Annotated in this window: 19 protein-coding genes; 8 read left to right on the top strand and 11 right to left on the bottom strand. The window is 42.7% G+C overall.

Annotated elements, in window-relative coordinates; genetic code table 11:
• Window positions 1-13: 13 nt before the first annotated feature.
• On the bottom strand, window positions 14-922 hold the full coding sequence (locus QI63_RS04715; protein ID WP_044014332.1) for a helix-turn-helix transcriptional regulator: 909 nt from the start codon (window positions 920-922) through the stop codon (window positions 14-16).
• Between the two features lie 78 nt (window positions 923-1,000).
• On the opposite strand from QI63_RS04715, the gene QI63_RS13255 reads away from it, so the two are divergent.
• Window positions 1,001-2,350 (top strand): type IIL restriction-modification enzyme MmeI, encoded by a 1,350-nt coding sequence (locus tag QI63_RS13255; protein WP_081984404.1) that lies wholly within the window; start codon window positions 1,001-1,003, stop codon window positions 2,348-2,350.
• Window positions 2,351-2,395: 45 nt separating this feature from the next.
• The gene (locus tag QI63_RS04705) at window positions 2,396-2,689 is read left to right on the top strand and encodes a UPF0175 family protein (RefSeq protein ID WP_044014330.1); all 294 of its coding nucleotides are present in this window, start codon (window positions 2,396-2,398) and stop codon (window positions 2,687-2,689) included.
• Between the two features lie 168 nt (window positions 2,690-2,857).
• Here QI63_RS04705 and QI63_RS04700 read toward each other — a convergent pair whose 3' ends face one another.
• The 6 genes from QI63_RS04700 to QI63_RS04670 form a co-directional block, all read right to left on the bottom strand.
• Complete coding sequence (locus tag QI63_RS04700) at window positions 2,858-3,244, bottom strand: hypothetical protein (RefSeq protein ID WP_052185481.1); 387 nt, start codon at window positions 3,242-3,244, stop codon at window positions 2,858-2,860.
• A 22-nt stretch (window positions 3,245-3,266) separates the two neighbouring features.
• Window positions 3,267-4,064 carry a toll/interleukin-1 receptor domain-containing protein gene (locus tag QI63_RS04695; protein WP_052185480.1) on the bottom strand — a complete coding sequence of 266 codons (798 nt, stop codon included), beginning with the start codon at window positions 4,062-4,064 and terminating at the stop codon, window positions 3,267-3,269.
• A gap of 478 nt (window positions 4,065-4,542) precedes the next feature.
• Window positions 4,543-4,878 carry an RloB family protein gene (locus QI63_RS04685; protein ID WP_044014323.1) on the bottom strand — a complete coding sequence of 112 codons (336 nt, stop codon included), beginning with the start codon at window positions 4,876-4,878 and terminating at the stop codon, window positions 4,543-4,545.
• The gene (locus QI63_RS04680; protein WP_044014321.1) at window positions 4,847-6,160 is read right to left on the bottom strand and encodes an AAA family ATPase; all 1,314 of its coding nucleotides are present in this window, start codon (window positions 6,158-6,160) and stop codon (window positions 4,847-4,849) included. The genes QI63_RS04685 and QI63_RS04680 overlap by 32 nt, the downstream gene beginning before the upstream one ends.
• 103 nt (window positions 6,161-6,263) lie before the next feature.
• Complete coding sequence (locus tag QI63_RS04675) at window positions 6,264-6,731, bottom strand: GNAT family N-acetyltransferase (protein ID WP_044017048.1); 468 nt, start codon at window positions 6,729-6,731, stop codon at window positions 6,264-6,266.
• Between the two features lie 74 nt (window positions 6,732-6,805).
• Window positions 6,806-7,444: a GNAT family N-acetyltransferase gene (locus tag QI63_RS04670; protein WP_044014319.1), complete on the bottom strand. Its 639-nt coding sequence runs from the start codon at window positions 7,442-7,444 to the stop codon at window positions 6,806-6,808.
• A 200-nt stretch (window positions 7,445-7,644) separates the two neighbouring features.
• Between QI63_RS04670 and QI63_RS04665 the strand changes: the two genes are divergently transcribed.
• The 3 genes from QI63_RS04665 to QI63_RS04655 are packed head-to-tail and all read left to right on the top strand — an operon-like array spanning window position 7,645 to window position 10,050.
• Window positions 7,645-7,905, top strand: coding sequence for a type II toxin-antitoxin system RelB/DinJ family antitoxin (locus QI63_RS04665; RefSeq protein ID WP_044014317.1), 261 nt, complete (start codon window positions 7,645-7,647; stop codon window positions 7,903-7,905).
• Window positions 7,902-8,162 (top strand): Txe/YoeB family addiction module toxin, encoded by a 261-nt coding sequence (locus QI63_RS04660; RefSeq protein ID WP_044014315.1) that lies wholly within the window; start codon window positions 7,902-7,904, stop codon window positions 8,160-8,162. The genes QI63_RS04665 and QI63_RS04660 overlap by 4 nt, the downstream gene beginning before the upstream one ends.
• A gap of 49 nt (window positions 8,163-8,211) precedes the next feature.
• A complete protein-coding gene (locus tag QI63_RS04655; protein ID WP_044014313.1) occupies window positions 8,212-10,050 on the top strand; it encodes an ABC transporter ATP-binding protein in 1,839 nt (612 codons plus the stop codon).
• A 67-nt stretch (window positions 10,051-10,117) separates the two neighbouring features.
• On the opposite strand, the gene QI63_RS04650 is transcribed toward QI63_RS04655, so the two are convergent.
• The 4 genes from QI63_RS04650 to QI63_RS04635 form a co-directional block, all read right to left on the bottom strand.
• Window positions 10,118-11,497, bottom strand: coding sequence for an MATE family efflux transporter (locus QI63_RS04650; RefSeq protein WP_044014311.1), 1,380 nt, complete (start codon window positions 11,495-11,497; stop codon window positions 10,118-10,120).
• An 8-nt stretch (window positions 11,498-11,505) separates the two neighbouring features.
• Entirely contained in the window at window positions 11,506-12,561 is a 1,056-nt protein-coding gene (locus tag QI63_RS04645; protein WP_044014309.1) for a ribonucleotide-diphosphate reductase subunit beta, read from the bottom strand.
• A 76-nt stretch (window positions 12,562-12,637) separates the two neighbouring features.
• Window positions 12,638-13,327 carry a metallophosphoesterase gene (locus tag QI63_RS04640; protein WP_044014307.1) on the bottom strand — a complete coding sequence of 230 codons (690 nt, stop codon included), beginning with the start codon at window positions 13,325-13,327 and terminating at the stop codon, window positions 12,638-12,640.
• 1 nt (window position 13,328) lies between these two features.
• On the bottom strand, window positions 13,329-14,582 hold the full coding sequence (locus QI63_RS04635) for a tetratricopeptide repeat protein (RefSeq protein WP_235619784.1): 1,254 nt from the start codon (window positions 14,580-14,582) through the stop codon (window positions 13,329-13,331).
• A 151-nt stretch (window positions 14,583-14,733) separates the two neighbouring features.
• Here QI63_RS04635 and QI63_RS04630 point away from each other — a divergent pair, with 151 nt between their 5' ends.
• From QI63_RS04630 to QI63_RS04620, 3 genes are read left to right on the top strand one after another with little or no spacing between them, the layout of a single operon-like run.
• The gene (locus QI63_RS04630; protein ID WP_044014303.1) at window positions 14,734-15,471 is read left to right on the top strand and encodes a tetratricopeptide repeat protein; all 738 of its coding nucleotides are present in this window, start codon (window positions 14,734-14,736) and stop codon (window positions 15,469-15,471) included.
• The gene (locus QI63_RS04625; protein WP_044014301.1) at window positions 15,464-18,958 is read left to right on the top strand and encodes a tetratricopeptide repeat protein; all 3,495 of its coding nucleotides are present in this window, start codon (window positions 15,464-15,466) and stop codon (window positions 18,956-18,958) included. The genes QI63_RS04630 and QI63_RS04625 overlap by 8 nt, the downstream gene beginning before the upstream one ends.
• A gap of 32 nt (window positions 18,959-18,990) precedes the next feature.
• Window positions 18,991-20,154 carry a DUF8084 family protein gene (locus QI63_RS04620; protein ID WP_044014299.1) on the top strand — a complete coding sequence of 388 codons (1,164 nt, stop codon included), beginning with the start codon at window positions 18,991-18,993 and terminating at the stop codon, window positions 20,152-20,154.
• The last annotated feature ends 3 nt before the right edge of the window (window positions 20,155-20,157 follow it).

Below are 20,157 nucleotides of genomic sequence, written 5' to 3'. Positions count from 1 at the left end.
TTTGAAAAAACATTTAAACTTTTTTATGGTGCGCCGCTATTTTTTCAGCAAAATCGATTATTCCTTGTTTTAGAGTTTCCGGTTCAAGAATTTCTACCTCGGTACCGAGCGACAAAATAAATCCGTACAGCCAATGATCGATCGGAAGATATACTGAAAGCGTATACGAGCCGTCCATATTTTTTGTGATAAGATCGGGAGGAAATTCATCATAAAACCGATAAGCGATTCCGGCGGTGCATTTTAATTTTATGTTCGTAAGCGTCAGAGCATCGGAATAGTCTGTACAGTCAGGTAGCTTGTTGAGCAATTCCATACGCTTAAATATTTTTACCGTCTGCATAACGGAAAGCATACGGTTTAACCGGAAAAGCCGATAAGCATTTTTGTCGGTACACAAACTTTCAACGTACCACGCCTTGGATTTAAACAAAAGGCGAAGCGGATAAATAGTACGCTCAGTTTTTTCTCCATAGGAACTGAGATATTCAATGCGGAGCGCACGGCATTCCAAGATGGCTTGTTTAACCGTATCGAAAATGGACGTGTCGTTTTTGTTGTCCCAGCGGGAATAATCAACCTTAACCCAATCGGCATGACGCTGAAAGACAGCAGACAACCGGTTTAAAATCGATTCGGTATGTATCTCGTCAACAGGTGCTAAACATTGCAGGGCGAGCAGAATCTTATCCTGCTCTTCTTGTGTTACAATCGATTTATTGATGGTGTATGTTTCGTCAATAAAAATTCCGCCGCCTGTTCCCTGCACCGTATACACCGGAATACCGGCACAGCTTAAAATATCAATATCACGATACACGGTACGAATCGATACAGCAAATTTTTTCGCAAGCTCCTGCGCCGTCGTTCGTTTTTTATTGAGGAGAATAAAGACGATTTCAAAAAGCCGTTCGGAACGCATAACGATAAAAGTATAGCATAAAAAGTAGACGGGTTCCTATAAAGGGCATTTAATTATAGCAGTTACAGCGGGGAGACCATCGTACCAAAACATACCCTTTCGTATATTCTCGGCAATCCGCCGTTTTTAGGTGCGTGGGTAATGGAGAAAGAACAGTCTGCGGAGCTTGCAATGCTTTTTAGCGGGGTAAAGAATGCGGGGAATCTTGACTACGTTACGGGCTGGTATAAAAAGGCTGCGGAGTATATTCAAGGAACGCAGATTGAATGCGCCTTTGTTTCTACTAATTCTATTTGTCAGGGACAGCAAGTACCGATTTTGTGGCCAAATCTTTTTGCGCGCGGGGTGCATATCAATTTTGCTCACCAGACCTTCAAGTGGTCGAATGAAGCGCGGGGAAATGCGGCAGTGTACTGTATTATTGTCGGCTTTTCTCTCCGCAACCGAACGGAAAAACAACTCTTTTTATATGATGATATAAAAGGAGAGCCGAAAGCTCAAACAGTCAAGTGGATAAATGCTTATTTAGCCGATGCGCAACATGTGTTTATTGATAGTAGAAGTTCGGTACTTGATACACAAACTAATCCGATGGTGTTTGGCAGTATGCCGAATGACGGCGGTAATCTCATTATAGAAGAAAATGAATACGCCTCCTTTTTACAACAAGAACCGGAAGCAGAACGGTATATACGTCCGTTTTTGGGGGCGGAAGAGTTTATCAATAATAAAAAACGATATTGTCTCTGGCTTTTGAATGCAGAACCTCAGCATCTAAAAAAGTGTCCGCTCATTGTAGCGCGATTACAAAAGGTGCGGGAACACCGTGGAGGCAGCAACCGTGAGGCAACACGGAAACTTGCGCAAACCCCATCCCTCTTTGGAGAAATCCGTCAGCCGGAGTCGGGACATTATCTCCTTGTGCCGAGTACATCATCAGAACGCCGTAAATATATTCCGATTGGTTTTATGAATAGTTCTGATATTTCAAGCAATGCGAACTTACTCGTTCCCAATGCAACGCTATACGAGTTCGGGGTGCTTACTTCGCAAATGCACATGGCGTGGATGCGTACCGTATGCGGGCGGCTGGAAATGCGGTATCGCTATTCTGCGCAGATTGTGTATAACAACTTCCCGTGGCCGGATATTTCGGAAGAGCAAAAGGCAGCGATTATGCAAAAGGCGCAGGCGGTATTGGATGCGCGAGCGCAGTTTCCCGATAGCTCCCTTGCCGACTTATACGATCCCAATACTATGCCGCCGGTACTCACCAAAGCGCACGCCGCCCTGGATTCCGCTGTGGATAAGCTCTACCGGAAAGCCCCCTTCCCCGATGATGCCGCCCGTGTGGCTTTGTTGTTCGAGCTGTATGGAAAGAAGACAGAGGCGCTGCTTACGGGGAAGCGGAAACGGGGGAGGGGGTAGAAGTGTTTAGGGTATATACTATATTTATACAGGGAGAATGATTTTATGGAATATGCTACGATTCAGATAACAGTCCCAAAAGATATGAAAACGTATTTTACGGACAATTATAGCGGTGAATCAAACGAAGAGCTTGAGCGAAATGCACTTTTATTGTATCACTCCAATGTCTACAAAAAAGTCATTTCTCATGGTCGCGCAGCTGAAATTTTGGGAATAAAAAAACTTGATTTGATTGATTTATATGATGATATGGGCTTCCCTTATTTTGATATGGATATAACTGATGTTATGAAAGATATTCAAACATTTCATTCTCTTAAAAAGATAAAGACATGATAGTAATTTCAGACAGCTGTGGATAAGCCTATCGTAAAACAGCCTTCCCCGATGATGCCGCCCGTGTGGCTTTTTTGTTCGAGCTGTATGGGAAGAAGACGGAGGGGCTGCTAAAAACAAAGCCGAGAGAAGCAATGTAGGATGGGAGTGAATATACGAAAAAAAATTTCAACTAAAATACAGCCAGCATGAAATAATAAGTAAAGCAATCATAATCGGCAAATAGAATGCATTTACCGTATTAAAAGGTTTTGATTCAATCGTGATATGGGCTATATCCATTGAGAAATCTATATCTTTTTCATCTTTTTTTCGGACAATATCATATAATTTACGATATAAACGTTCTGTTTTTAGGACATTCCTATTTAGTACCCAAAACAAATCGGTAGGAAGTAGTGCACATAATATAATAAACCAGCTTCCTTGCTTTTCTGCCAATGTTAATACTCCAACTACAAGTAAGATAGTCCATGTTTTTAATTGAATGGATTCATTATTCATTCTTACAATAACATTTTGGATAAATTCTAAATGTTTTAATTTATTCTCCATAATTACACCTTTCTCTGATGAATTACTTGTCTGGAAATAATAGGTCTAATTTCATTAATGCAGAATTCGGATATTTTTCGTCACTTGGCACACCCATTTCCCACCTAGACAACTCAGTCATTGATAATTTATATAAATTTTTAATATCAACAGGAAAAGCCATTGCTAGATTCTCAGCTCCCATAGAAAAAGACTTTCTCATTTCGCCTTCTGCTATTCTTGATCGACTAATTTTTTTTCTAATAAATTGTAATAGCGATAATTCATAATATATCCAAGGTGAATAAGTAAATTGATGAATATTATTTAAAGACAATGACTGCGGTGTATTCAAGAAGAAGATATAATCAATTTTATCAATCATTTTTAATAATGCAGTTGCAAGCATCATATGAACATGACTAGATGATATAATTGTTTTCTCATAATAATAAGTATTGATATTATTTTCAGTGCAAAATAAACTATATTTATCGTCTAATTTTTTTAATAAATCATTTGCATATCCCCATACCTTTGAGTCCACAAAACATTTTATACCAAATTGCTGATATAACCATTGTTCAAACTTTTCTACCAATTCAATATTCTTATGCGAATGTGAGATAAAAACATGCGCATCAACACTTGGAAACCAGTCTTGTTCAAGACTTTGTACATCAATAGCATTATTAGGTAGCAAAAAATTTTCCAATGATCGCTGTATATTGAATTTATTAGAAAGATAAATATCAAGAAAATTATTATAAAGCTGATTACTATTTCTTAATAAGCTATCCATTTCATTATCTGCTATTTGGACATTAAAAGCTCTATACATAGTCTCTAACTCTCCTGATGTTTAATATAATATTGGATATGGAGATCGACAAGCAAAAATCTCTGTATAGTTATAAATATTCCAGATACTTGGTATTGCCATTCTTTTTGTGCTATACTGTCTATGTAATCATGGGAGGTTGATAGATGCCCATAAGAGACGCTTTGCAAATGATAAAACAGAAGCTGCAAAATGAATATGGATTTGATTTACATACCGCACAACCACCATTATTTCTTCAGCTTTTCAATCTCTTCAAAAAGTTTATGCACATTACAAAACGACGCGGTGGAAGCTTCATCTTTTTTCTTTCTTCCAATTTACTGCTATGCTCCAAAGCTGTTTTATGCAATGTTTTCAGTTTAGAATATAATAAGTGCATCGATTTTTTATATTCGGGTAAATGTATTTGCAGTTCTTTTATAAGAGATTCCTGATCTGTGTAATATTTTTTAGGGAGCACATAATGTAATAAAAACTATATTTCAAATGCAGGTAGAGAATCTGCAATGTGTATGTTGTTGTGTTCAGCTTGCCGTTTTAGCTTTTCCAGTTTTTCACACGGCGTTGTTTTTGAAATAGTATCGCAATCGAATACACACCAGATAACATCATACACTTTTGTTTTTTGTTCCTCAAATGCTGTTTTGAAAATACTTGCAACTGAACTGTATTTTGCTTGTTTCGGAATAACTGTTATACCGGGAATTCGTTCAACGGCTTTCATTTCAGAAAAGTAATTCAGCTCCGTTGTCCCTTCAACAACAATCAACACCGTTTTGTTACTTTGTATTTTCCGAGTTTTTCTCGGCATAAAACAGCTCCTTCAATACATTGACGTTCACAAGCGGTAAGGCACCGAATTTGTCGGCATTATACAGCTTTTTGCGCGAAACTCCTTTGCGGATCCCTGTATAGTCAGTGATGCTATTGTATACGCTATTCCCCTTATCCGTTTTATAGCAAAACCAAACTTCATCGTCCCGTAAAAGACCGGAATCTAATAAATCTTGATCATGCGTGGTAAAAATGAGTTGTGACTCTGTAGCAACATACAAGAAAAGCTCGAGAAACGTCTCTATCAATTCACGGTGTAATGAAGTCTCAAGTTCATCTATAGAAATAATGTAAGCAATGTTTTCGTATTTCAATGAGTGCAATAGTGCGCTCAGTTCTATCATCCGTATTGTTCCTGCAGACTCTTCATCAATTGATAGCGTATAGTCATGATTATCATAGCGATGTGTTACTTGTACATCTTGCACTGTCAATTTTCCATTGTAGTTTACAACACGTTCTTGCATTTCTTGGGGAAGCGTTGCCGCTAAATCTTCGGTAATCGGTATATGTTCAACGTTTATATCGCTGATTGTTCCCATATCAGAAGCAGAAAGTAATTGCACAAGATAGTCCTTAAATTGAGGGAACTGAGGTCTTATGTGAGCAAACGCGTTCCCTCGTAAAAACTCGTTTGACATACCTATTATCCCGGAAAAAAACACGCTTAAATAGAGTGTTAAATGTTCTAGTGCAGGAAATGGAAGCTGCTGACATGCCGACAGCAACGAGCAGTTAGGACGCACAAGGTTTTCAATTGCTTTCTTAGGTCCGGAAATATCACTGCCCCATTTTATACCTGTATGCTCATCCCTCATAACGATCAGTTTTTTCTGTCCTTTCGGTGCATAATATACAGATTCGTAGACAACAGCGATACGGGTAAGTTTTAGGTTATATTCATAGCGGGTATAGCCTTCGGTATTACTATTTTTTAGATACAAGATAATTTCAAACGCACCGGGCTGATTTTGAAGCTGCGGATCAAACTTAAACGGAATAAAATTAATCGCATCATCCGGTTTTAAACGGGTAAATGAGCTGAGCATAAAATACGCATAAAAGCGAAGCGCCTCAAGTATGTTTGTTTTCCCTGAAGCATTTGCGCCGTATATACACGCCATTTTGAGTATTTTCTTACCGTTACAGTCTATACAGTGCTGCCCGTCGGTTGTGGGATCGTTCAGAGCCGATTCAAAACTAATAGTTTGTCTTTCACTAATAGAAAATGTATTTGTTATAGAAAACTCAAGCACCATAGCGCAGCTCCTCTATCATCAACTGCGCATACAATACCATCTTTTATTCATAAAATACAAGCTGTTTTTGCTGAAAATTTGCAAAAATGAGATCAATTTCTAGTTAACGTGCATACAACTTTTGTATCATTACAAGGCATGGATTCCATTCGTGCCATAGCGTAGGGAACACTTCAAGCTTTTTGAATCCTTGTTTTTTATAAAAAGCTATTGTTTGATCGTATTCTTTGTAGTGTCCTTCATCGACCGTCTTTACCTGTAAATACTCGTATGTTGTCTTTGCAAAGTTTTTCAGTGCTTCAAGCAATAAAGTACCTACCCCTTTCCTATGATAGGCTTTTTTGACGCCCATGCAGTGTATCTCTCCGCAATCGGTACTCGATTGGCTCAGCGTTATAAATCCGATATATTCACCGTTATCTTTTGCAGCCCATAAGTCCAGTTCTCTTGAATCATGTATATATTCCGCCGTGCTTTCAGGCAGACCGAACCATTCGGGCAAGTCTGATAAAACATATTCAACGATATGAGCTTTTTCATCACTATCTGTTATTTTAAGAATTGTTGTCATAATGCGTCCTCCACCGATACCGCTCACCCACTCTCCATGAGTCCCACACAGCCGGTCAACTATTCCCGCTTATTTCACTCAAAAATCTGTCCGGGCAGCTTTAACTTCTCTTTGTACGGAAAGCCCGACTCATACGCGGCGAAGTCATTCGGATATTCATCGCAGACAGCATAGCCCTTCGGCGTAGCATATTCTCCGGTAATACCGGTCAGATAGCCGGGAATTAATTCCTTACAGAGAAAGAACGAAGCATCTGCTCCCTCCGGCAATCCGTGATACCTGATGCCGTATGCACTCGCGTACGTAAATCCGCTCTTGCCGTAAAAATCGATATTACCTTCAAAGCATACCGCACCGCAGCCGAGCGCCGTTGCTTTATCAAGGGAATAATCCAGCAGTATTTTTCCGTAGCCATGCCGCTTTAGTTCCGGCGCAATACAAATCGGACCCATCGTCATAATCGGAAGATCGCGTCCGTCATCAGTTTTAATCAGTGCCCTGACAAAGATATTCTGCCCGATCAGCTTCCTGTCTTTTTCCATCACAAAATCAAGCTCGTGCACAAATGCCGGATCATCCCGCAGCTGCTTGAGAATATAATGTTCCTGGCACCCCGGACGGTACACATTCCAAAAACTTTCTCGTACAAGGTTTTCAACATCACGGTATTCTTCTTTTCTTTCCAAACGGATGATATAGTCGTTTTTATTCATTGTGAGTTCCTTATGCAGAGAAATTTCTGTCCGAGTAGTATTGATAGGCAGTGTAGAAATGTCAATATGATGATGTAATATTGCACGAATAACCTATAGTACAAAGTCAACAAAACTTCCGGTATGATATCTCTAAAGTTGAAATTATATTGACATCATCAATAAATCTATCTACAATAAAGATAGAAGGAGTTACTACTATGGCACAGACAAACATAAATATCCGTATGGACGAGAACCTAAAAAAACAGTTTGAGGCTTTTTGTTCCGATATTGGAATGACCATGACAACAGCATTTTGCGTATTTGCAAAAACGGCGGTCAGGAAACAAAAAATACCGTTTGAAATATCAACGGATCCGTTCTACAGTGAAAGCAACATGGCTCACTTACGCAGGGGCATTGAGGCTCTGAATGCCGGGAAAGGCGTAGAGCATGAGCTTATCGAGGCATATGAATGAAAAAAATATGGTTTGATGAAGCTTGGGAAGATTATGAGTATTGGCAACTACAAGATAAAAAAACAATAAAGCGTATCAATATGCTGCTTAAAGATATTGAACGGGGAAGCTTTGACGGTATAGGTAAACCGGAGCCTCTAAAGGGCGAATTGAGCGGGTTTTGGAGTCGCCGTATTGATGACGTGAACAGGCTTGTGTACCGAGTGAGTAAAAATACTTTAGAAATCCTTTCCTGCCGCGGACATTACGATAATTAATTGAATTTTTTGAAAAGCCCCAATAGCATTGTAACGACAAGGTACTATTATGGAACAAGATCAGGAAAACGATTACAACCAAAAGTTTAATGGCGGAGTTTGGAAGCGGATTGTAAAAGAATTTGCGTTCTTTAAATTGCTCTTTATTTCAGGTTTTATTTTTTCAGGGCTTGAAGGAATCTGCGCAATTGCACAACCTAAAATCACCAACTATGTTATCGACGTTTTTGTAAAAGAGCAGAATTTACAGAATTTTATTCCGGTCGTCGTGCTGACCAGTGTCTTCATAGTGTTCGCAGTTCTCGTTACGTTTTTCTATATTATGACAATCGGCACGGTCGAAGTAAAGATGTGCAATCGCTTACGGATCCGCTGCTTTAATCATTTACAAAGTCTTTCTCTTTCATTTTACGATGCGAATTCAGTCGGCTCTCTTATGTCACGCATCACTTCGGATATCAATAAATTATCGGAGCTGGTGGCGTGGGGTGTATCCGATTTATTGTGGGGCTTTTTTATGCTGTTCGCGCTCATCTTTACGATGTTCCACGACAATATTAAACTCGCCCTTATTGTATTAACGACCTTCCCGCTGATTATTGCATTAAGCATTTATCTGCGCGCAAAGATATTAAAAGCGCAACGGAGAGTACGGGCGGTAAATGCGCAGCTGACGGCGGCATATAACGAAGATATCCAAGGAGCAAAGACGACCAAGACGCTCGTGCGAGAGGAGTTGAACGCAAAAGAGTTTTTCTCCAAAACAGAGAATATGAAGGCTGCTTCGATACGTGGAATTTTGCTTTCTTCTATTTTGATGCCTGCGGTACAGATTATCGGATCGGTAGGTACGGGACTGGTCGTCTTTTACGGCGGAAGCGCTGTTATCTCGCAGGCGATTAGTTTGGGACTGCTTGTTGCGTTCCTTTCGTATGTTACTCAGTTCAACGCCCCGCTTGCAGGAGCATCCGCGCTGTTTGCGGAATTGATATCGGCACAAGCAGCGGCGGAACGTATTTTTGCGTTGCTTGAAGAAAAGCCTGATATTCAGGATACGGAAGTGGTTATCAAAAAATACGGCACCGCACTCAACCCGACGGAAGTGCAGCGTCCTGCCATAAAAGGAACCGTACAATTTGAGCACGTATCATTTTGGTATAAGGAAAGCGAACCTGTTTTAACCGATTTTAATTTGACGGTGCAGGCCGGCGAAACGCTCGCGTTAGTCGGGTCTACCGGAGCGGGAAAGTCCACTATCGTAAATTTATTTTGCCGATTTTATGAACCGAAGCAGGGACGTATCTTAATTGACAACATCGATTACACCGAAATGCCGGAAACATGGATACACGAAAACCTCGGCTATGTATTACAATCACCGCATTTATTTTCGGGCACAATCGAAGAGAACATCCGCTACGGCAAGCTTGATGCAACGGAAGAAGAAATTATCGCGGCGGCAAAGCTTGTTGACGCTCACGAATTTATTTCCGCGATGCCGAACGGTTACCAAACGCAGGTAGGCGAAGGCGGTGGCTTACTTTCAACGGGGCAAAAGCAGCTCATCTCGTTTGCGCGTACGCTTGTGCGGAATCCGCGCCTGTTTGTGTTGGACGAGGCCACTTCTTCCGTCGATACGGAAACGGAACAAAAAATTCAAAAAGCGATTGCCGCCGTGTTGAAAAACAGAACCTCATTTGTAGTCGCGCACCGCCTTTCCACTATCCGCAATGCCGATAAAATCATCGTTATCGAAAAAGGCAGAATGATAGAAGCAGGCACGCACGAAGAACTGCTGCAGAAAAAAGGACACTATTATCAGCTCTATTCAATGCAGTTCCTACAGGAAGAAGAAGGAATGCCGCGGACCGACAGAGACAGAGCGTGATTGTTCTGTGTGCAAGGCATAAGCCCCTTGTACTCTGTGCAGTGTTGTATTGCTTTTTTGTAAACCCTTACGCAATGGTTAAGTTCTTTACCCACCGCTCTTTTTTTAATTGATGACCGGCGATGAGCAACTTAAAAAAATCACTCAGCTTTGCAAGGCCGAACATCGCGACGGGAGAAAGCGCAGTAAAGTAGGTAAAGATAATCATCACCGGTAGGAATACGATTGAGTTGACGCTGATATCCACCCATGCGCCAAGTTGCGCATCGCCGCCGGCGCGGGAAATTGCGAGCTGCGTGTTAAGATATGACCACAACGGCATATAAAGCGCGATGACCCATATAAGATTCCGCGTGATGATATGCGAGGCAGGCGAAAGCCGAATAAACACAACGGGAATAAGGAACACCGTCAGAGCTTCACAAATACCGACAAAAATACCGAAGATAAAAAAGCCTGAAAGGAACCACCGCGCCTGTTTGCGGGCTTCGTCCAATTTGTTCTGTCCGAGCGAGCTGCCGACAATAATACGTACGCAGGTAAAAATCACCGGAAAGATTAAAAAGAAAATATTTGCAATCGTCCAACCGGCTGCCATGCCCGCAACCACCTCCGCCCCGCCGCGGCTATTATACAGCGCGGCAACAATCGTTTCGGTTCCCACCCACGAAATATCGGAGGCAAACACCAGCCCGAGTTTTTTAACCATCTGCATAAACAGCGGCCAATGCACCTTCCACAGCGCGGTAATCCGCACGTAGAACGCAGGCTTTTTGACATGTACGTAGATAAGCAGGAGAACAACTTCAGCACAGCGGGCTATCAGCGTCGCGTATGCAGCGCCCTTCACCTCCAACCGCGGCGCTCCGAAATGGCCGTAAATCAAAATGTAGTTTCCGCAGGTGTTTATCAACGTAGAGATAATCGCGCTGTACATAATGATCTTTACCTTGCCGATGTCGCGCAAAGAAGAGGCAATCGCCGTTGAAAAAGCTATCGGAATAAAGGTGAAAAGGATAATATGCAGGTACCGCTGCCCCTCGGCTACGATTTCCGGTGCCTGCTGATTTCCGTGTACCAAAAAACCGAGTATATACCTCGAAAAAAAGAACGAGAAAAGGGTAAAAAGTACGGCGCAGGCGAGCATCATAATCTGTTTGAAGCGGTAGACCTGTCGCATCCCTGAGGCATCTTTTGCACCGTTAAACTGGGACATAAACATGCCGCCGGTTTCGGAAAACGTCCCGACTGTTACCAAAAAGAGAAAGGTAAATTGATTGGTGATATTGACCGCGCTCATTTTGATGTCGCCCAGCCCGCCGACCATAAAGTTGTCAATCAGCGAAACGAGGCTCTGTACAAAGGTTTGAATCATTACCGGTATGGCAAATCCGAGCGCCTGCCGGTAAAAATGGAGCGGTCCCAACGAAAATCTTTTTAATTGCATTTTCTGCCCTATAGGTCATCCTTTAACGCGGAAGATTTTGCGTAAGCCGTAGACTTTGCTTCAAAGAAATCTGTTTTGATGAGGTTTGCATTGCTGTACTGGCTTACCCAGCTCATGGAGGCGGGTTCTTCGCGGTGCCCTTCGTACAATGGTTCAAAACCGAGGTTTTCGCAGCGGAGGTTGCCGAGGTACTGAATGTAATCGGTAACCATGCCGCGGGTCAGGCCGGGAATGTCGTCGCCGATAACATAATGCCCCCACGCAATTTCCTGCTCGCAGCCTTCGCGGATCATGCTGCGGAACAGCTCGTTATTTTCCGGTGTGAATAGCTGCGGTTCTTCCTTTTGCAGCTCATGGATAATCGAGCGGAACAGCCACAGGTGCGTGTTTTCGTCACGGTTGATGTAGCGGATTTCCTGCACGGAGCCGGGCATCTTGTTGTTCCGTCCGAGGTTATAAAAGAACATAAAGCCGGAATAAAAATACACCCCTTCCAGAATGTAATTGGCGATGGCTACCTTCAACAAAGCCAATGCGCTCTTATCATCCTGAAACTCATTGTATAAGTCTCCGATAAACTTATTCCGCTTGAGTAGATGTGCATCATCCTTCCATTGATAAAGGATGGCTGTCCGCTCGTCGGGGGAGCAGATGGTGTCGAGCATATAGCTGTAGCTCTGCGAATGTACCGCTTCCTGAAATGCCTGAATGGTAAGGCAGAGGTTTACTTCGTTTGCGGTAATATACTGCCCGACATTCGGTAGATTCGCCGTCTGAATGCTGTCCAAAAAAATGAGGAATGATAAGATTTTATCGTAGGCTGTTTTTTCCGCGGGGCTGAGCTTACGATAATCCTGAACATCGGTGTTCATATTGATTTCTTCCGGTATCCAGAAGTTGTTCATTGCTTGCCGATACCATTCGCTTGCCCACGTATACTTCATATTGTTAAAGTCGTTGAGGTTTGTGGTATTGCCGCCTATCATTTTCCGTAAATGGACTTCGATATCACCTGTTTCGTTAAAAAGCTTTTTACGGGAAAGCACCGTTTTATTGTCTATCATAAAAATACTCCTTGTATCGCTTTAAAATATATCGGATTGCTGTTTTATAAAAGGGGGAATCGCTGCTAAATCATTATTAATTGGATTGTTCTGTAAATTGATCGGTATCAAATTCCAACAGGTAGTTGCTAAATACATTGATAACGGTTGTGTTTTCGTAAACGGTTACCCGCGGCGCCTGTAGGTCGTAAAGATGGATATGCCCATGTAAAAAATAGCGCGGTTTAAACTTCTTTATAAACCATAAAAAGCATTTAAACCCTATATGGCACGGATCGGGACGGTCATGAATGCCGAAAGGCGCCGCATGGGCGACAAAAACATCTAAATATCGTCCGTAACGCAGCTTGTTGTAAATGAGGCGCGGTACCAGTGCAAGCAACTGCATCTTCATTTGATGTTCGGTGTACTGCCCGATATCGCTATTATACCGGATACTTCCTGAAACCCCTGCAAAAAGTACATTGCCTTCTCGGCGTGTGGTAAAGCCGAGATACGTTGAACCATACCCTTCGGGCCGGATTTCGGCAATGGATTGCAAAGAGGCGTCCGCTCTAAGATTTTTATGATAGTACGGCAATGCACTGAGATTATGATTCCCAAACACAAAAAAAAGCGGTTTGTTCAACGATGAAACGATAAATTCCAAATACTCCATCGGTAAATCCCCGGCAGAAATCACAAGATCGACATCTTTGTACCGCTCTTTGATATTGACACTGTAAATGAGCGGATCGATTTGATCGGAAATGCAGAGGATCTTCATGCTATATGCCTTTTATCGTTTTTAGAATTGACTCCAGTTTGTCTTTATCGATTAGTTCAAACGGCCGGTTTTCTGCAAAACTTAATGCAGCCCGTGAAAAACCGCTTGAGGTGATGACGACAACTCGTACCAACCCTTGAGCTTTCATCTGTTCGTGTAACGAACGTAAAAAAGAATCACCGATGATGTCGCTATCTCGCGAATAGATAAAGAGTTTGGGCTGCTTCCGTACGTTCATCCATTTTTCGGAATTATCTTCCAATGCAATAATAGCACATCCCTGTTTGATCTCTTTTTGAGACTGAACCAAAAGCGCAAAGGCTTGTTCCGTAACTGTTTTACAGAGTTTGAGGAATGCCTCCGTGCTGACGGTAAGGTATTCTTTCATTAAATCATTTGAACGGAGGTCTCGATACTGGTTGAGCTTGTCTGTAACATCCTTGTAGCTCGGCATTACGGTGTGGATTGCTTCCCACTGCTCAATAGCGCGGTCAAGGTCTCTCATTTTTTCGTAACATGCCGCAGCCGCATAGCGGAGACGCAATGTATCGGGATTCGAATTTTTTGCAGTTGTGAGTTTTAGTGCGCGATCGAACTCGAAAGCAGCTTTTTCAAGACTGTTTGCATCAAGATAGCATAAGCCGCGTTCGGTAAAACACTTTTGCCGAAGATCCGCATTGCGGGCTGCCTTTTCAAATGAAGCCAGTGCTTGTGCATATTCTTTTGATTCACGGAGCAGCCGCCCTTGATAATATAACGCAGTCGTATTATCCGGTTCCAGCTTCAAGGCAGTAGCAATTTCTTGTTTTGCCTCGTTCATCATCTTACTGCGGAACAGGAGCAGTCCAAGAGCTGCATGGGCGGCGGCATGTTTTGAATTAAGATTAATCGCCTGCCGATAATGAAAGATAGCCTGTTCCGTTTTATTAAGCTGTTCAAAAAGCTGTCCGATTGCGTAATAATATTCCGCATTTTGAGGGTCAAGTTTTATCAGCAGTGCATATTCTGCGAGCGCTTCCATATGCTGTTGAAAACGTTCATATAGTTGTGCCGTTAAATTTCGGAATTCTTTTTCTTCGGCTTTTGATTCAAATACGGCCTTGCTGATGGTTTTAAACTCCATTAAAGCAAGTTCGGCGCGGCCGTCAGCCAAATAAGCTTTTCCAAGGAGATAGTGGGCTTTTGTATCACGCGGGTTTTTTGCTATAATGGCTTTTGCCCGTTTAATTGCTGTCGCATACTTGCCGGCATTCATATATTTTTCTATTACAGCTGTTTTTTTCGGTGAAATAATCGAACGTATCAGTAAAAAAGCTAATAATAGAACGAAAAAAGCAAGGACACCAATGAAACTAATAAGGTACAAAGACATAATTTTATGGTATAATTTTTGAGAGGTAATGTCAATGAAGCGTATTTGCCGTATATCGGCTCGACAATTGATTTCGATTGTTATTTATCTAATAATAGTTGCACCGGGCTTTACAGAAGATGCTTTAACGCAAGGCAAAAAATTTCTACTGAATAATCAGCCGGATAAGGCTGTACCGCTTTTCTATAAGGCAATGACAGACGGAAAGGGCGACTCTAAAATCAACTTGTATTTGGGGGTGTGCTACATCAGCCTCGGTAAATATGCGGAAGCCGAACAGCAGCTGTTGGCAGGTAAAAGTAAAGATGCGGCTGGCTCATATCTCTACTCATATAATCTGGGAAATGTTTACTTTTTGCAAAGCCGGTTTACAGAGGCGGAAGAAGCTTATACCGCGGCCTTGGCAGCGCGCCGCGCCTATCCGCCGGCTGTATTGAATAGAGCGAATACCTATATTAAATTGGAACAATATCCGCAAGCATTGGAAGATTATAAATTTTATTTAAATCTCGACCCCGCTACTTCCCAAAGACAGGCGATTCAGCGTATGGTATCGCTTCTAGAATCGGAACACCGTGAAGCGGAAATGATTCGAATGCAAGAAGAAGCACGGAGGTTGGCGGAAGAAGCCGAACGAAAAGCCGCAGAAGATCGGTATAAAAAACTGCAAGATGAAATAAATGCGAGTTTACAATCAGTAGATAATGCTTCTTCTCTTTCTGTCGGTTCGGATGAAACGTTAGACTATTCGGAGGATTATAATCTTGAATGATTTACACAAATATTTAATCGGAACAGCAGCAGGTATTGTACTATGTCTTTTAATTTGGGGCGGGTACTCTCTTATTTTCGGTGGGAAAGGGACAAATAACGTACCGATTTCAACAAATGAACTGAATGGCGGCGCTATTGGAACCGCTTCCGGGCAATCTTCCGATATTTTAGGAAATAACGGTTTCTTCGCAGCCGAAAATGACAGTAATGAACTTACGCAAGAGCAACAGGAGCGGCTTTTAGCTGCACAAGCTGCAAATGAAAGTCTTGCTAAAAAGTATGGTACCCAAGACGGAAGTAACCTACAAAATCAGCAAAGTTTATTGGATAGCCAAACGGATGGAACAGGGAGTGCCTATCCGGGAGTGTTCGGTTATGATGCGCTTGCGCTTAACCGCGGAACACAGGAACAGGAAACAGCGCGGGCAATCGGAAATCAAAAACTTGAAGAAGACCGTAATAAAGTACGCGGCTATATTGTGCAAGGAAAAAGTGCCGCTCAAAAAAATCAGCTGGACAATGCGCTTACCGCTTTTGAACACGCAGATGAAGCGATGCCTGATGACAAAGATTTTGAAGCCGCATCGTATCATGATATGGCATCATCCCTCTTTCTATTATCGAAAACAACGTCCGATACTCAGACTGCTCAAAAAGCCCGGGATGAAGCTGAACGGTATATAAAGAAATCGCTTGCAGCCCGCAATAATACGGATGCCCGCGAACTCTATAGTAATATTATAGCTGAATATCAAAAAGCAGCCGAAGCAAAGCGTCAGCAGGCGCTGTTAGCCCAACAGCAAGCGGCAGAACGCGCACGTAAAGAAGATCAAGCAGAGCAGCAGCGGAGACAGGTTGTAGAACTGATCGGACAAGGGAAAAACGCCGTAAACAAACGGCAGTTGAATAGTGCCGCATCGGCATTCGATAGAGCGGCTGCCTCAATGCCGGACAATAAACAGTTTGCAAGCGATTCATACACGGAGATGGCTGATGCAATGCTCAATCTTGCACAGCACCTCTCAAATCCGAACGATGTGCAGACATCGCTGAATAAGGCCGAAAACTACATTAAAGCAGCGCTTGCTGCACAGAACAGCTCCGGCGCCCGTAATCTTTACGCTAAAATACTTGACGCCCGCAAAGAGCAGGAGCGGCTTGCACAGGCAAAGGCCGAAGCCCAGCGTAAGCAGCAAGAACAGTCTGCCCAAGCCGCAGCACAGAAAAAAGCCGAGGAACAACGGAAAGAACAGGAGCGGCTTGCACAGGCAAGAGCCGAAGCCCAGCGTAAGCAGCAAGAACAGGCTGCCCAAGCCGCGGCGCAGAAAAAAGCCGAGGAACAACGCAAACAGCAGGAGCGGCTTGCGCAGGCAAAGGCTGAAGCCCAGCGTAAGCAGCAAGAACAGGCTGCCCAAGCCGCGGCGCAGAAGAAAGCCGAGGAACAACGCAAAGAGCAGGAGCGGCTTGCACAGGCAAAGGCCGAAGCCCAGCGTAAACAGCAAGAACAGGCTGCCCAAGCCGAGGCGCAGCGTAAGCAGCAGGAACAGCCGAAAACAGCGGCACACAAGCAGGTAGAAAATCTGATAGCGCAAGGAATAACCGCAGCACAACGCAAACAGCTGAATAACGCTATTCTTGCTTTAGACAGAGCAAGCCGCTTCATGCCCAAGGATGATGATTTTGCGGAAGAGTCTTATCGCAAAATGGCTGATGCAATGTTTAACTTGGCGGAAAATTCGACGGACAAGCAGACAAAATCGGGTGCTTTGAAAAAAGCCGATGAGTATATTAAAAAAGGACTTGCTTCAAAAAATACTTCCGAATCACAAGCGTTGGCTGCAAAAATTGCCGGCGCGCAATCGGCACTGCAAGCGCAAGCAAATTCCGCTGCAAAGCCGCAGACTGCACAGCAAACGCATCAGGCCGCGCCGCAAAAAAATACCGACGCAAATAAGGCAAACCAAGCTAATACGGCAAATAATGCAAACGCGCAAGCGGCAGCACAAGCCCGCGCTGCAGCCCAAGCGGAGGCTGCACAAAAAGCACAAGCAGAATTGCTGGCTAAAAAACATGAAGTAGATGCACTGGTGCAACAAGGCAAAAAATCCGCAGCAAGCGGCAATTTTGCCGCAGCGCAAAGCGCTTTCAGTAAAGCCGCGGCGCAAATACCGTCAGGAGATGCTGCTTTTGCGGCAGAACAATACAGGGAGATGGCCGATGCCATGCAGTCGCTTGCCAAGACCTCTCCTGCCCATAAAGACCAAGCGTTAAAAGATGCCGCCGACTATATTAAGAAATCGATAGCTTCTAAAAATGATGATGCCAAGGCTCACTATGTATATGCTCAAATTGCAGATGCCCAAAACAATGGATCGCTTGCAGTGCAGGAATTGGAAGCCGCTCGCCGGCTCGATCCGCAGAATGCTCAATATAATTATGAGTTGGGTAGAAAGTATTTTGCACAGAAAAAATACCCGCAAGCGCGCACTGCGTTTGAACAAGCCGTAAAATCCAATCCGCAATTTGAAGCGGCTTTTTTCAACCTCGGTATGACGCACAAGATTATGAACGCAAATGATGCCGCTCTTACGGCCTTTTCAAAAGCCGCAGCGTTAAAGCCGGATTACGTCAGGGCATGGATCGAAATGGCCCGTATGCAGGATAAAAAGCGCAATTACGGTGAGGCAATTAACAACTACCGAAAAGCGTTGTCATTGGAACCTTCGAACACCTCAGCATTAAAAGAGATGGCGCAAGTGTATTCAAAACAAAAAGATGCTCAACAAGCGGAACGCTATTTTAAAGAAGCGTTAACGCTCGGTGATGCCGATCCGGTAACATATTATAACCTTGCTGCGGTACAACTTGAACTCGGCAAGACGGCAGAAGCGTTACAAAATGCACAAAAAGCCTTAGCAGTTAACGATAAAGACGCCCGCTTTTTATACACGTATGGATTAGCACTTGAAAAAAACAACCGGCTGCGCGAAGCTGAAGATTACTATACCCGTGCGGTTACAGCTGACGGGAACTATAGCAAGCCACGTATCAACCTTGGACGGATTCAGCTTGAAGCCGGTCATCTCGACAGTGCTGAACAGCATCTCTTGGCCGCATATCGGGCGGAGCCTTCAAACTTTGAAGTGAATATGAATTTAGGAAAGCTCTACGGGCTAAAAAATCAGTACGGTAAAGCTATCGATTATTATACAAATGCGATAAAAATTATGCCGAAAGATATCGATGCCCGTCAAAATCTTGCAGCTGTCTACTTATCAGCAGGATTAAAAGAAAATGCACGCGATACCTATCGGGATATTATCAAAATAAATCCGCAAGCATGGGATAGTTACTATGAGCTTGGAAAAGTGTATATTAGTTTAGATAACAAAGCGGAGGCAAAGGCTATTTTTGAGCAGTTGCTTAAGCAAAAACCGAATTACCGCTATGCAGCAGAAGTGAGAAAGTTATTGGTTAATCTCTAAGAAATAGTATCTTTAAGGCGAGGACAACGATTATGGCATCAGGAGAAAAGAAACGGTTATTAAATCTTCCTATTAAGTTGGTTTTAACACAGGAAGGTTCAACTTTCTTTATTAAGCAAAATAAGAAACTGCTGCGGTTTACTCTGGCGGGGAATGTTGAAGAGTATGGAATCTCTCTGGATTCTTTTGTGCCCGATAACATTCAACGCCTCATCCTCGCAAACTATATTTCAAAGATTGAAATTTCGCAGTCGGAACTGGTTGCTTCACGCCAAGAAATTATGGACTTATCAAAATTGATTGTATTCTCCCTGTTATACCGGCAGTACGATATGTTCATATTCAAACAGATTTTGGCTTCGCCGGTAATAAAGAAATGGAACAGGCTCAATCCTGCAAATATTATTGATGAAAAAACACACATCAATCAACAATATCTGGCAGCGATTTTAAAGAAAAATGAAGACCTCATTTACAAAACAAAAAAAGAAATTCTTGCTCCGTTGTCTGCCTTTATCAGTAAAGAAGATCTTTCTCCCGCAGATAAAAATATGAAACTTTTTCTGAGTGAAAAATTCCTGAATAATCTGCGGCCTTTTATCTGGTTTATCATTACGAAATTTAAAGCAGCCCCGAATTTTGACCTTATTATACGGACAATCCGTACCAGCCTTACCGAATATATCGATAAAACTAAGATAGCCGAATATATCTCGCTGGTGTTGATGGAGCTTATTTTAAGTGCTGAAAATATAAATATGCGGAATGAGGCAAAGCAGCTATTCCCTAATATCGAAGATCCTCAAGATGCACTTTTCGATCCGAAAGTCCGCCAATTACTTATTGCCGAACTCAAACGGAAGGAAGTAAAGGTCTTTGTCTCATGGAAAATCGGAGGCGGTAGTACCACTTCGATCGGTACACAGGGTAAGATGCAAATTTCAGTGTATAACAAAGCTGATTCTTCAGAAGCGATAAAAGCAAGTATAAACGACATGAAAAAAGCGGATATTAATAAAAATTCGCTCATCGACTTTTATCGTGCATTACCGGAAGGATCGGATATATGCAGTCTTGGTATGTATTATATTTCGTATCTTATAGAACAATGCGAAAGCAGAAATGTTCACTTTGAATCCAGCGCGAGCAAATCGGCTTCCGATTTAACGGTTGTTAATCTTTCTTTTATGTTCTAGGCC

Origin of the sequence: Treponema sp. OMZ 838, assembly GCF_000775995.1 — a bacterium.
Classification (GTDB): Bacteria; Spirochaetota; Spirochaetia; order Treponematales; family Treponemataceae; genus Treponema.
The sequence above is the reverse complement of the archived record's forward strand: the minus strand, read 5'-3'. Positions and strand labels throughout refer to the sequence as shown.

Coding starts and splice junctions, on each gene's coding strand:
- QI63_RS04715 (WP_044014332.1), bottom strand. CDS start 922: ATGCGTTCCGAACGGCTTTTTGAAATCGTCTTTATTCTCCTCAATAAA.
- QI63_RS04705 (WP_044014330.1), top strand. CDS start 2,396: ATGGAATATGCTACGATTCAGATAACAGTCCCAAAAGATATGAAAACG.
- QI63_RS04700 (WP_052185481.1), bottom strand. CDS start 3,244: ATGGAGAATAAATTAAAACATTTAGAATTTATCCAAAATGTTATTGTA.
- QI63_RS04695 (WP_052185480.1), bottom strand. CDS start 4,064: ATGTATAGAGCTTTTAATGTCCAAATAGCAGATAATGAAATGGATAGC.
- QI63_RS04685 (WP_044014323.1), bottom strand. CDS start 4,878: ATGCCGAGAAAAACTCGGAAAATACAAAGTAACAAAACGGTGTTGATT.
- QI63_RS04680 (WP_044014321.1), bottom strand. CDS start 6,160: ATGGTGCTTGAGTTTTCTATAACAAATACATTTTCTATTAGTGAAAGA.
- QI63_RS04675 (WP_044017048.1), bottom strand. CDS start 6,731: ATGACAACAATTCTTAAAATAACAGATAGTGATGAAAAAGCTCATATC.
- QI63_RS04670 (WP_044014319.1), bottom strand. CDS start 7,444: ATGAATAAAAACGACTATATCATCCGTTTGGAAAGAAAAGAAGAATAC.
- QI63_RS04665 (WP_044014317.1), top strand. CDS start 7,645: ATGGCACAGACAAACATAAATATCCGTATGGACGAGAACCTAAAAAAA.
- QI63_RS04660 (WP_044014315.1), top strand. CDS start 7,902: ATGAAAAAAATATGGTTTGATGAAGCTTGGGAAGATTATGAGTATTGG.
- QI63_RS04655 (WP_044014313.1), top strand. CDS start 8,212: ATGGAACAAGATCAGGAAAACGATTACAACCAAAAGTTTAATGGCGGA.
- QI63_RS04650 (WP_044014311.1), bottom strand. CDS start 11,497: ATGCAATTAAAAAGATTTTCGTTGGGACCGCTCCATTTTTACCGGCAG.
- QI63_RS04645 (WP_044014309.1), bottom strand. CDS start 12,561: ATGATAGACAATAAAACGGTGCTTTCCCGTAAAAAGCTTTTTAACGAA.
- QI63_RS04640 (WP_044014307.1), bottom strand. CDS start 13,327: ATGAAGATCCTCTGCATTTCCGATCAAATCGATCCGCTCATTTACAGT.
- QI63_RS04635 (WP_235619784.1), bottom strand. CDS start 14,582: ATGAATGCCGGCAAGTATGCGACAGCAATTAAACGGGCAAAAGCCATT.
- QI63_RS04630 (WP_044014303.1), top strand. CDS start 14,734: ATGAAGCGTATTTGCCGTATATCGGCTCGACAATTGATTTCGATTGTT.
- QI63_RS04620 (WP_044014299.1), top strand. CDS start 18,991: ATGGCATCAGGAGAAAAGAAACGGTTATTAAATCTTCCTATTAAGTTG.